General features: G+C 63.3%; 9 protein-coding genes and 2 pseudogenes. 4 read left to right on the forward strand and 7 right to left on the reverse strand.

Going from position 1 to position 12,125, the window contains the following annotated elements:
• The first annotated feature begins 56 nt into the window (after positions 1–56).
• Positions 57–764, forward strand: a complete 708-nt coding sequence (locus V1280_RS28100) for a hypothetical protein (protein WP_334531776.1) — start codon at positions 57–59, stop codon at positions 762–764.
• Here V1280_RS28100 and V1280_RS28105 read toward each other — a convergent pair whose 3' ends face one another.
• A complete protein-coding gene (locus tag V1280_RS28105) occupies positions 765–1,370 on the reverse strand; it encodes a hypothetical protein (protein ID WP_334531779.1) in 606 nt (201 codons plus the stop codon).
• Positions 1,371–1,493: 123 nt separating this feature from the next.
• Here V1280_RS28105 and V1280_RS28110 point away from each other — a divergent pair.
• Positions 1,494–1,624: pseudogene (locus V1280_RS28110) on the forward strand (two-component system response regulator); the annotation flags it as partial.
• 120 nt (positions 1,625–1,744) lie between these two features.
• The gene (locus V1280_RS28115) at positions 1,745–3,136 is read left to right on the forward strand and encodes an adenylate/guanylate cyclase domain-containing protein (protein WP_334538442.1); all 1,392 of its coding nucleotides are present in this window, start codon (positions 1,745–1,747) and stop codon (positions 3,134–3,136) included.
• An 84-nt stretch (positions 3,137–3,220) separates the two neighbouring features.
• On the opposite strand, the gene V1280_RS28120 is transcribed toward V1280_RS28115, so the two are convergent.
• The 5 genes and pseudogenes from V1280_RS28120 to V1280_RS28140 form a co-directional block, all read right to left on the reverse strand.
• Positions 3,221–4,036: a CarD family transcriptional regulator gene (locus tag V1280_RS28120; RefSeq protein WP_334531782.1), complete on the reverse strand. Its 816-nt coding sequence runs from the start codon at positions 4,034–4,036 to the stop codon at positions 3,221–3,223.
• Positions 4,037–4,386: 350 nt separating this feature from the next.
• The gene (fdxA, locus tag V1280_RS28125) at positions 4,387–4,725 is read right to left on the reverse strand and encodes a ferredoxin FdxA (RefSeq protein ID WP_140975910.1); all 339 of its coding nucleotides are present in this window, start codon (positions 4,723–4,725) and stop codon (positions 4,387–4,389) included.
• A 132-nt stretch (positions 4,726–4,857) separates the two neighbouring features.
• Positions 4,858–5,127 (reverse strand): annotated as a pseudogene (locus V1280_RS28130) (RNA-binding S4 domain-containing protein); the annotation flags it as partial.
• A gap of 72 nt (positions 5,128–5,199) precedes the next feature.
• Positions 5,200–8,577 (reverse strand): helicase-related protein, encoded by a 3,378-nt coding sequence (locus V1280_RS28135; RefSeq protein ID WP_334531789.1) that lies wholly within the window; start codon positions 8,575–8,577, stop codon positions 5,200–5,202.
• Between the two features lie 586 nt (positions 8,578–9,163).
• Entirely contained in the window at positions 9,164–9,973 is an 810-nt protein-coding gene (locus V1280_RS28140; protein WP_334531792.1) for a DUF3108 domain-containing protein, read from the reverse strand.
• Between the two features lie 551 nt (positions 9,974–10,524).
• On the opposite strand from V1280_RS28140, the gene rpmB reads away from it, so the two are divergent.
• Positions 10,525–10,830 carry a 50S ribosomal protein L28 gene (gene rpmB / locus V1280_RS28145; RefSeq protein ID WP_148751926.1) on the forward strand — a complete coding sequence of 102 codons (306 nt, stop codon included), beginning with the start codon at positions 10,525–10,527 and terminating at the stop codon, positions 10,828–10,830.
• A 162-nt stretch (positions 10,831–10,992) separates the two neighbouring features.
• On the opposite strand, the gene V1280_RS28150 is transcribed toward rpmB, so the two are convergent.
• Positions 10,993–12,090, reverse strand: coding sequence for a dsDNA nuclease domain-containing protein (locus V1280_RS28150; RefSeq protein WP_334531800.1), 1,098 nt, complete (start codon positions 12,088–12,090; stop codon positions 10,993–10,995).
• Positions 12,091–12,125 lie beyond the last annotated feature (35 nt).

Consider the following 12,125-nt stretch of genomic DNA (forward strand, 5'->3'; position numbering starts at 1 on the left):
GCGGAGCTAGCGCACCGTATAGCCACCGTGAATGAGGTCTGCCTGGCAAGCAGGGCATGCCGCAGGCGCCGTTATGGGAAAAAGAGCTCCGCATGTTCAAAGCCATTCAAGCAGCGATGCTGATCCTCGCGCTGGCGGGAGCTGGCGGGGCGGCACCGCAATCCCCCAATACTCAAGCGAAGGCAACCGGCATGGAACAGGACGTGGCAGGACTGAAGCAGGCGATGCTCGGCAATTGGGAGAGCATTGCACCGGAGATACGGCCGAGCGCGGCGAAGAATCCCGATGGTTCGCTCAAGCCGTTCTACCTCAAGCGCAGCTTCAGATATCAGCCGTCCGACCGCTTCGAGCTCGAAATCGTCAACTCGGCCGATCCCTACGGTGCCGTGCCGCTCGCACGGATCAGGATCGGCGGGCACATGCAGTGGCGCGGCGCGCATCCGATTGCACCGGGTGCGCAGAAAGTCGACTTCATCGCGGACGAAACCTACGAAGTTACGCCGCTGGCGCAGGGGTTCGCCGACGTGCTCAACAAAGTCGCTTCCGCCGGATACGCGCCGTGGGTCGTCAACGCAACCCAAAGCATCTTTGGCAAGACCTTCGCTCCCTTCGGACTCGCGGAGGCTACGAACTTCATGGAGTACGACCTCGTCTATCTCAGGGGCGACCTGTTGTTCTGGGGCGCGCGCAACATCGACGGCCGTGGCTTCGACACTGAGCAGAACCGGCCGACCAATTTGCAGATTCCGTTGGTCAGGAAATGACTACTTCTCCACCTCTCCCCGCAACATGATCGTGACGTCAATACCCTGCTGATCGAAGCGCGCATTGACGTCAAAGCGGCAAAGCCTGGTTGCCTTGCATTCCGTCCGCCACGTCGTCAGGTCGCTATAGCTGTCGGCGATGGCGAAGACGTCGTTGGGCTTCGAGAGCAGTGTCGCATCCAGATAGTAAGACACGCGCGCCGAAAGGGACGCTGCCATGTCGAGGCTCAGGCGACTGGCGCCGTCGGGATAGTCCTGCCTCCAACGCCGCTTCCAGCTGACGCTGCATGCACCGTCGGGCAGTTTTGCAGTCGGAAGCGTGAAATCGATGATGGGGTAGCCGCCGGCAACATCACTGTCCTCCTCGCCGGTCTTCGACAGGGTGGCGGTATCCGGAAACGATCCGTCCTCCTTGCCCCACATGTAGACGGCGCGGGTGACGATGCGATAGCCGTCGGGGACAAGCTGGGTTGGCAGGCCCGATGTCACGGGCTCGGCAAGGCAAGCGGCGCGGAAGGCGCTCAACACGTTGACGAGGCCGCGCAGATCAGCGGCATTTTCATGTTTGAATACGATGCGCTCGGCAGGTGCAGCAGGAAAGGTCATGCAACACAGGAGGAGGCAGGACTGAAGGACGCGGGAGATCGGCCTGGCCATCTGTGAAAGCTGCGTTGCCTATTGCTTTCATCAGTGCCTGCGAACCGGCTTCGGGTTCACCGGGACCAATGATCGAGCATCTCCACCGCCATGGAAGCTATCAAGTCAGGAACCTGCCACTATCTGGCAAAGCCGTCGAACATCGACGACATCGAAGCGGTTTTAAGGCCGAAGGCAACACCCAAGTCGCGCTCGACGCGCGGGGGAAACACACTCACCTCAGCTGATGACCTCGCGGCTATGCATCACTAGACTGTCGAATGCGGCGGCTGGCGGCCGACGTTGTGCTGCAACGGCCCAAGCGAGGAGACTGCCCCGTGACAATGCTCGTCGAGCGCCTCGACTCGTCTGCCGCGCCTTCACGCGCGCGCAGCCAGCGCGAGACCGAAACCGTCCAGTTCGCGCAGGCCGCACTCGCATCCGCCAAGCAGGAGGGCCTGCAACTGGCCGTGCGGGCGCGCTATGTCGCGCTGGCCGTCATCGCCTGCCTGCTGCCGGCCATCAACCCGGCCTGGGAGCAGCTCTACTACGTGGCGCTGCTCGGCCTGTTCGCACTGATCGGCTGGGCCCAGGTCAGGGTTGGGCGGGTCGGCGTGTCGCGGTCGGAATTGGCGCTTTTGTTCTGCGACCTGGCGCTGCTCACATTCGTCATCGTCGTCCCGAACCCTTTCGGCACGACGCACTGGCCGGTGCCGATGCAATACCATTTCGGCAACTTCATCTACTTCTTCGTGCTGCTCTCGACCGCCCCGCTGGCCTATTCCTGGCGAACCGTGGTTGCGGTCGGGACATGGACCGCGGCGCTCTGGGTGATCGGCCTGGCCTGGGTGTGGTGGCAACCTGATCGCGATCCCGCACTGACCGCCCGCATTGCGGACGCGGTGGGCGGCGATCACAGGCTGTTCGCGCTGATCTCGCCCGCTGCGATCGGATTCGGCCTCCGCATCCAGGAGATCGTCGTCTTCATGATCGTCGCCGTGACGCTGGCGCTCGCCGTCCGTCGCAGCAACGATCTGCTGATCCGGCATGCCGCGGTGGAACGGGAGCGCGGCAATCTTGCGCGCTACTTCTCACCCAACGTCGTGACGGAATTGTCGAAGCACGACGAGCCACTGAAGCAGGTGCGCACGCAGAACGTCGCGGTGCTGTTCGTGGATATCGTCGGGTTCACGGCCTTTGCCGATGTGCGTCCCCCGGAGGAGGTGGTGCGGACGTTGCGCGAATTCCACGGATTGATGGAGCAGGAGGTTTTCCGTCACGACGGCACGTTGGACAAATATCTGGGTGACGGATTGATGGCGACATTCGGCACGCCCTTCGCCGGCACGCACGACGCAAGCAACGCGCTGCGCTGCGCCCAGGCCATGATTGCGGCGGCGGACGGGTGGAGCGCGCGGCGAAGAGCATCCGGTGAGCCGCCGATGCACGTCAGCTTTGGCCTGCATTACGGGCCGGTGGTGCTCGGCGACATCGGGCACACCTGTCTGGAATTTGCCGTGATCGGCGCGACCGTCAACGCCGCAAGCCGCCTCGAAGCACTGACGCGCACGCTCGACTGCGCGCTGGTGGCAAGCCATGATCTCGTCAGCCGCGCCAAGCTGGAGCTCGGCAGCACAGCCGAGACATTTGCATCGTTGATCGCCCTGGATCCTCAAGCGATCCGCGGGCTCGAGCGGCCGATCGCGATCTGGACCCAGCCGCGCGCGGCGCCGTAGGGCAAGGCTCGAGCGCCGTTGCATCACAAACAAAAAAGCCCGGCCAAGCGGCCGGGCTTTTGATCTCTTGCCTTGACGAGCCGCTTACGCGGCCTCGTCGGCGACGGTGGTGCCGTCGCCATCGGTCTCGTCGGTATCGCCGTCGGCATCCGTATCGCCCTCGCCTTCCGCGGCTTCCGCCTTGGCGTTGCGGCGCGGGCTCTTGGCGAGCTGGGCCTCGATCTCCTTGACCGCTTCGGTCTCGGTCGAGTGCTGCACCACCGCGATCTCGCGGGAGAGACGATCGAGCGCGGCTTCATAGAGCTGACGTTCAGAGTAGGACTGCTCCGGCTGCGACTCCGAGCGATAGAGGTCGCGCACGACTTCCGCGATCGCGACGATATCGCCCGAGTTGATCTTCGCTTCGTATTCCTGGGCGCGGCGCGACCACATGGTGCGCTTGACGCGGGCGCGGCCCTTGAGGGTCTCGAGCGCCTTCTTGACCAGCGCGGGCTCGGACAGCTTGCGCATGCCGACGTTGGCGACCTTGGCGGTCGGAACGCGCAGCGTCATCTTGTCCTTGATGAAGTTGATGACGAACAGCTCGAGCTTCGCGCCGGCGATCTCTTGCTCCTCGATGGCCAGGATCTGGCCGACGCCGTGAGCGGGATAGACGACGAATTCATTGGCCTTGAAGCCCTGACGCTGGGTCACGACCTTCTTTTCCTCGACCTTCGGCGCGGGTGCAGCGGCCTTCACGACCGGCTTGGCAGCAGCAACGGGGGCCTTGGCGGGGGCGGCAGCAACAGGAGCCTTCGGAGCAACAGGCTTGGCAGCGGGAGCCTTGGCAGCGGGAACCTTGGCAGCAGCAGGCTTTGCAACGGTCGCTTTCGCGGCCGGTTTGGCAGTCTTGTTAGGCATTGCGCTTCTTTTGTTCTTCGAGGACTTTGCAGCCGGCGGCGCCTTGGCAGCGGCCCGACCCTTGGATGCGCTACGGCTGGCCGCGGCGACTTTTTTGGCCTCCTTATGGGAAGCCCTCGCTGAAGTACTCTTTTTACGCGTTTTCTGTGACACAGCCTGCGCGCGGAAACTGCCACGCCCCTGTTCGACATTTGGTTTCACGGGAACCCAACGGGGCCAACTGGGCTGATCGGGGGTTCAGCTTAATGTGCCCAATATAGCACATTTCCCGCAAAAATCAATGATTTAGGGGTCTTCAGGGCTGGTTTTCGACGCTGACGAAGGTATTAGGGTTAAGTTTGCGCCGGAATTTAGTCTCCGGAGCCGGGGTTTGGAGAAAAATATTTCTCGAACTTCCCTTCCATCCCGTCGAATTCCTTCGCGTCGTCGGGTGATTCTTTCTTCTGGGTGATGTTCGGCCAGCTCTTGGCATACTGGGTGTTCACTTCCAGCCACTTTTCCAGGCCCGGTTCCGTGTCCGGCTTGATGGCGTCGGCGGGGCATTCCGGCTCGCACACGCCGCAATCGATGCACTCGTCAGGATGGATGACGAGCATGTTCTCGCCCTCGTAGAAACAGTCGACCGGGCAGACCTCGACGCAGTCGGTGTACTTGCACTTGATGCACGCTTCAGTGACGACGTAAGTCATCCAACGCTCCGAAAAGCTCTTCTAAAAGTCGCGGCTTGCGTAGCGCGGATGGCCCGGCGCTGCAAGATCAGGAAGCCCCGATCATGACGGCTTTATGCCGTTGATCGACCAAGAAATGAATACGAAGCGCAATTAATTGCGCTTTACGTCGCCGAGCTCTTCGTAGAGCACGCGCGCCGAGGCTGAATCGCCGCGGCGCTCGTTGAATCCGGTCACCTTCAACACGCGCACGGTGCGATCGAGCGCGACGGTGATGACGTCGCCGATCTTGATCGCGTGGCCCGGCGATTTCTCGCGCGTGCCGTTGATGCGGACGTGTCCGGACTCGACCAGCTCAGCCGCGGAGGTGCGCGCCTTCACCACCCGCGCGTGCCACAGCCATTTGTCGAGGCGCTGCCGCTCGGTCGTGGCTCTATTCCTTCTGACGCGTTTTCTTCACGCGAACCGCTCCGCACTTCGCTTGAAAACGCTGTGCTACTCCTTGCGACCGGAGAGCTGCTCCTTCAGCGCAGCGAGCTTCGCGAAGGGCGAGTTCGGATCGACCGGGCGATCGCGCTCGCGCGGATTCGCGCTCGAGGCGTAGGGACGCAGCGACGGACCGCCCTGGCGATCGCGGCCCTTGTCGCGGTCGCGACCACGGTTGTCGCGGCCCTTGTCGCGATCGCCGCCGAACTTCTTGTTGTCGCGGTCCTTGCCTTGATCTCGACCTTGGAAGCTGCGGTTCTTGTCGTCCCGCCCTTCCTGGCGCGGCGCGCCTTCACCACCTTCGCGCGGCTTGCGGAAATCCCTGCCGCCATCCCTGCGACCGCCGCCATGACGATGACGCTCGCCGCGCTTCTCACCGTCGGCGGCCTGCGCAGCTTCGCCTTCCGCTGGCGCAACACCGGCCTCAGCCCCGGCCTGCGGACGCGGCTGGTTGTTATGACGCTGATGGCGATGGCGCTCGTGGCGCGGCTTGCGATCCTCGTGACGGCCACCGGGACGCCAGACTTCGACGAGCTCTGGCTCGGCAGGCACAGCAGCGGCCTCGACGGGCGCAGCAGCATCGGGCGATGCAGCGGCTTCAGTTGCAGCGATCTCGGCGGGAGCCGCTTCAGCAGCAGTCTCTTCAGCAGCAGCCTCTTCCGCCGGCGGCGCGATACCGGGGGCATCTTCGGGCGTGACAGGCGCTTCGGGCGAAGCTTCGAGCGCAGGCTCTTCGTGCACGGGCTCGTCGTGCTGCTCCATGCCGGGCGCGTCTTCGACGGTGACTGGCTCGGCTGCGGCTTCGATCACGGCGTCCACCGGCGCAGCGGCCTCCTCGGTCGCTGGCGTCTCGACGGACGCTTCAGCAGCCGGCATCTCGGCAGCGGGCGCGGCCGGCTTCGGCGGCAGCGGCGCACGCTTCTCCATGCGATAGCCGAGCGCGCGCAGCACCGAGGCAAAATCCTCGCCGGCGGAGCCGGTGAGCGAGGTCATGGCCTGCGTCACCACGAAGCCGCGGCCGTCGAACGCACCGGCGGGCTTTTCGCCGGGCGCGTTGTCGCGCCAGGCCAGCGCCGGACGGATCAGATCGGCCAGGCGCTCCAAAATGTCGACGCGGACGGCGCGCTCGCCGGCCTGCTTGTAGCCGAGCACGCGATAGGCATCGCGCGGCAGCTGCTTGTCGACCGGGAACGAGGTGCGGCCCGACGATGCCAGATGCTGCGCACCCGACAGTGCCGAGAGATCGACATTGTCCTGCTTCAGCGCCCACAGCAGCGCGGCCAGCGCACGCGCGGCGGGCTTCAGAATGCCGGGGAAATAGATGTGATAGGCGCCGAAGCGGACGCCGTACTTGCGAAGCGTCGCGCGCGAGGGCTGGTCGAGATCCTTCAGCTCGTTGGCAATCTTCGGCCGTTCCAGCACGCCGAGCGCCTCGACCAGCTGGTAGGCGATGCCGCGGGCGATGCCGGTGACGTCCTCGGCCTTCGACAGCTCGAACATCGGTCCGAGCAGCTTTTCGATATGCGTCTTGAGCCAGAGGTCGAGCCGCGCCTGCACCTTCTCACGCGGCGCACCGGTCAAACGCTCGTCGGAGATGATGCGGATGCGCGGGTGCAGCGCCTCCTCTGCGGCGGTCAGCCGCGCCACGGCATCGCCGGTCCAGCGGATGGTGCCGTCCGAGGTCAGCACGAACTGATCGTCCGGCGCGTTGCCGAGCCTTTCGGCGCGCGTGTTGATCTCGCCGGCGAGCACCGCTTGCGCGGCAGCCTGCAAGGCTTTCGCATCGGAGCCGGCTTCCGCCGCATCCGGTGCAAAGGTGAAGCCATCGAGGCGGCCGATGACGTGGCCTTCGACGATGACTTCGCCGGTCTTGCCGATTTCCGTATTCAAGCTCGTGTTCTCCCGCAGGCGGCGCATCAATACACTGGTCCGGCGATCAACGAAACGCTCAGTCAAGCGTTCATGGAGCGCATCCGATAATTTATTTTCGACCTCGCGGGCGATCCCCTGCCAGCGTTCCGGGTCTTTCAGCCAGTCCGGGCGGTTGGCGACGAAGGTCCAGGTGCGAATCTGCGCGATCCGGGCCGACAGCGTGTCGATATCGCCGTCGATGCGGTCAGCCTGGTCGATCTGGGCGGCAAACCAGGAATCGGGGATGCAGCCCTTCTGCATCAGGAAGCCGTAGAGCGTGGTGACGAGTTCGGCATGGGCCGCCGGCGACAGTTTTCGGTAGTCCGGGACCTGACAGGCCTCCCACAGCCGTTCCACCGCTTCCTTGCCATGCGCGACATCGCGCACCTCGACGTCGCGGGCGGCATGATCGAGCACGCGCATGTCCTCGGCGATGGGCGCCCGCGTCAGCGCCTCATGGCCGGGGCCGAGGTTCAGCGAGACCTGGAGCGCGCCGAGGGAGGAGAAATCCAGCTTCGAATTGCGCCATTGCAGCATCTTCACGGGGTCGAAGATGTGGTTCTGGAGCGCGTTCACGAGCTCAGGCTCGAACGGCCCGCAGCGGCCCGTGGTGCCAAAAGTGCCGTTGCGCGTGGCGCGGCCGGCGCGGCCGGCGACCTGCGCGAACTCGGCCGGCGTCAGGCGGCGGAACTGGTAGCCGTCGAACTTGCGGTCGGAGGCAAAGGCGACGTGGTCGACGTCGAGATTGAGGCCCATGCCGACGGCGTCGGTGGCGACGAGATAGTCGACATCGCCGTTCTGGAACATCTCGACCTGCGCATTGCGCGTGCGCGGCGACAGCGATCCCAGCACCACGGCAGCGCCGCCATGCTGGCGCTTGATCAGCTCGGCGATGGCGTAGACCTCGTCGGCCGAGAACGCGACGATCGCGGTCCGGCGCGGCTGGCGCGTGATCTTGCGGTCGCCGGCGAATTCGAGCTGCGACAGCCGCGGCCGGGTGATCATGGAGACGCCGGGCAGCAGCCGCTCGATAATGGGGCGCATGGTGGCAGCGCCCAGCAGCAGCGTCTCGTCGCGGCCGCGGCGGTTGAGGATGCGGTCGGTGAAGACGTGGCCGCGTTCGAGATCTGAGGCGATCTGGATCTCGTCGACGGCGAGGAAGGAGACGTCGAGGTCGCGCGGCATCGCCTCGACCGTCGAGACCCAATAACGCGGGTTCTTCGGCTTGATCTTCTCCTCGCCCGTCACCAGCGCGACGGCGTCGGCGCCGACGCGGCCAACGATCTTGTTATAGACCTCGCGCGCCAGCAGCCGCAGCGGCAGCCCGATCATGCCCGAGGAATGCGCCAGCATCCGTTCGATGGCGAGATGGGTCTTGCCGGTGTTGGTCGGCCCGAGCACCGCAGTGACGCCAGCGCCAGGCACTCGATCGGACAGCGCGCGCTCGGAGGCGAAGGGGGAAGAAGAAAAGGCCATGTCTGAATGATTAGGTAGTGGCTGATAGGGCGAATGTCAGTGCTGTTTGGGGCTGGGCAGTGAGAAGCGCTTGGAAGTCACCTCGCCCCGCTTGCGGGGAGAGGTCGGCGCGTTAGCGCCGGGTGAGGGGGGCTCTCCGCGAGTCCATCTGTCACCGCATCCATGGAAGCAGCCCCTCACCCCAATCCTCTCCCCGTAAGAACGGGGCGAGGGGGACGAGAGAGTCGTCCAAATCCCGCGCAACTGTCTCACTTTGCGACGCTTTTCCCTGTGGCTTTAAGCTTCGGAACGACTCTAGAACGAATCGCGGCCGAATCGCTGACTCTCCCCTGAGTCCTGTTACGTTCACGCAACATGTCGCGGGACTCTGTTTCCATCGCACTAGATGGAGTTTTGGGACGCCGCACAAGCGACGATGTGGTGACGGATTCCGTTAAGTTGGGGATGGCGCGGAGTCGAATCAGAATCGGGGAGGAGTCAAATGGATTCCCGGGGATCGAAGGCCCTGAACTCACTTTCGCGAAAACAACCCCATGCACAGTAGGTAAGTCGTTGATATGACTAGGGGGCCGCGCGGCCGCGCCCCCTACTGCGTCTTCGCGACCCTGGGCGGCTGGGCGGTGGCGATGAAGCTGGTCGCTTCCAGCATCGCGGGTCCCAGCGGTGTCGGAACCTTCAGCCAGAACGGGACCAGAATGCGCGTGCCGGCGACCGGTGCGAAGGCGATCTCGATGTTGCGCTGGGCGGCGAGGTATTTGATCACGGGGCGGTCGGGGATGTAGCCGGCGACGGGCACGAAATACAGTGCACAGACCACGACCGGGCCGCGATAGCCCTTCTCCGCCTTCACGGTCTCCATGCGCTTGAAATCGAGCTTCAGCTCGTAGCGCATGCGGCCGTCGAACACGGGCGCGCTGCCGTGGCAGGCCTCCGGCGACAGCGGATCGCCGGTACCGGGTACGCGCACCAGCGAGGCCGTCATCGGATCGAACACGCCGCGGCGATGCGCCTCGGTGACGACGATGCGGTCGGCATCGACCGGCGGCTCCGGAATGATGCCGAACTCCTTCACATTGCCCTTGTCGAGCGTGATGTGGATCTCTTCGGTCTTCTTCGAGGTGGTGGTGGAAGCCTGGTAGGCCGACGCAACCAGCGCGCCATTGACGACGCGGCCCTGCGAGGCGCCGGTGCCGGACCCGCCCGCAAACGATTTCAGAATGCCGGTGGTGCCGCCGGAGGCCGCAGCGGAGAACACGTCGTCCTGGATATCGATGTTCCAGGCGCCGCGGCCGACCGGAATGCCCGATAGCGTCGCCTCATACTGCGCCTCGAGCTTGCCTTGGGCTGCCGCAGGCTCCGCCGCCCACACCAGCACCAGCCCGCCCAAAGCGGCCAAGGCCAGCCTGCCGGCTGAGCGCAGCCGGGGCGGAAAGAGGGGGGACGTGTGCACGAGACGATCCAATCGGGAAGCGAGTGTTTGTTACTTAAGCCGAATCCGGCCGCAAGCAATGCATCCGGGCGCGATAAGCCGGGAACTCACCGGAGTCTTTCGGCGTGGATTGCGCCCTTTATGTGATGGTAAGGCGTTTTAAACATTGCCGTTTTGGTGATCGCTCTTCGCCTCTCCCCGCCTGCGGGGAGAGGCCGGAATGCGCGCGGGACGCGCGGATTCCGGGTGAGGGGGACTCTCCCGCGAGGGCGCTGCTAGACATCGCCCGTCAACTCTCACCGCCCCCGCGGAGAGCCCCCCTCACCCCAACCCTCTCCCCGCAAGCGGGGCGAGGGGGAACTGGCAGCGGCGCGAGCCAAAAGACCGCCCAAATCCTTGACTACCCGCCCCTTCCCCCCTATACGTCCGCCCGCTCCCTGCAAGGACAGAGAATTTGCCCCCGTGGCGCCCCGGATGGCGGCCGCAACTCGTTGGGGGCTCGAACAAGGATTAGTGAGATGTCTCGCCGCTGCGAACTGACGGCCAAGGGCCCCCTCGTCGGCCACAAGGTCAGCCACTCCAACATCAAGACCAAGCGCCGCTTCCTGCCGAACCTGGTCAACGTGACCTTCATCAGCGAAGCCCTGGAGCGCAACGTGCGCCTGCGCGTCTCCACCAACGCGGTGAAGAGCGTCGACCACAATGGCGGCCTCGACGCCTTCCTGCTCAAGGCCAAGGCCGACGTCCTGTCGCCGCGCGCCCTCGAGCTGAAGCGCGCCATCCAGAAGAAGGTCGGCGACGCGCCGGTCAAGAAGGCCAGCTAAGAGATTTCCGAATTGGGCGGGGGCTAGGTTGCGTCGCGTGGCGTAGGCTTAGCCGAGTAGAGTTTGCGTTACGGCCGGATCGAAAGATCCGGCCGTTTTTGTTTTTGAGAGGCTGAAAGGCAGCATCGATTGCTCTGAGCTCAATCACGATCAATATTTGCCCTACGAGGCGTCATAACTTGCCTTGAGGAGGCTGCCGGCCATCTCGACGTCCTTTTTTGTATGGATCGTGATCTCAACATCGCCTGTACCGAAGTGTCCCAATTGACGAACATCTCGTACAGCCAAACCGCTCACCTTGACCTCGTCCGGGTCGAGATTGAGATAGAGGCGCACGACCTTTTTTCGATTGTAGATTTGAACTGATGCGAAGTTACGCCTGCGCCGAAACGCGATGTAGTGCTTCTGCGGATGAACCGATACATCATCCCCTAATGCCTTTAAGCGACCCGCGAGATCATCGTACACGGCACGCAGATCCTTAGGCGCTGCATCTATCTTGGCCTTGATGTTAGGTAATGTTGCTACCTGCTTGGTCTTTGGGCCCCCTCTGGAGGGCACAGCCTCCTCAAGCTCCTCGGCCAACTTGGGCAAGACAAGCAGCCGATGTAACAATCCTTCTACCGTATCGAGAATAGTCGCTAGCTGCTCTCTAGTCGGCGCCCAGCCACGATGCGCCGCGGCATGCCCGGCCTGCAACACCGGCTCCAAAATTTCGAGCTCGTGTTGAGAGATTTTGCCCCCATCACGTATCGCCTTGAGGCCCTTCGCAAAATTACCTTGGTCTTCTGCGAAGCCCGAAATCTCGTCCTTCAGTTTTTCAATGATTTTGGTCCGAAGGCTTGTTGGCAGCTCAGTAGCCGATATGTCATTTCCCGCGAATTCGAAGGCTATATTTGAAACAAGGATCACTTGGAGCTCATGCTCAGAAAGCAAGCCGTCGAAATTCAGAAACATCTTGCCCAAAATTGAGTTCGAGTTTTTCGGGCGAGAGAGCAAGCCGGCCAACTTTCGAGGGCTCGCCGAGCTTGATGTCTTTACTTGGAAGAATTCAGCCCTTGTCGGAGCAGCACTCGGCGTTAGAAAAACCACGTCATCGTGGAATTCGAAGGCCACTAAATAGTCGGCCTGTTCCATGTGTCTACGGAGCATCTGACAGAACGCCCAGCCTTTTTGATAGTCAAACCGCGCAGACGTATCAGATCCCGAGGTCTCTCTCTGAGGTTTTTCAACCAAGGCTTCCAAGAGACTCTTTCGCATTCAAAATCCAAACAGTTCTCCCTGCTAACGCGGGG

Source organism: Bradyrhizobium sp. AZCC 2230, assembly GCF_036924495.1.
GTDB classification, from domain to species: domain Bacteria; phylum Pseudomonadota; class Alphaproteobacteria; order Rhizobiales; family Xanthobacteraceae; genus Bradyrhizobium; species Bradyrhizobium rifense.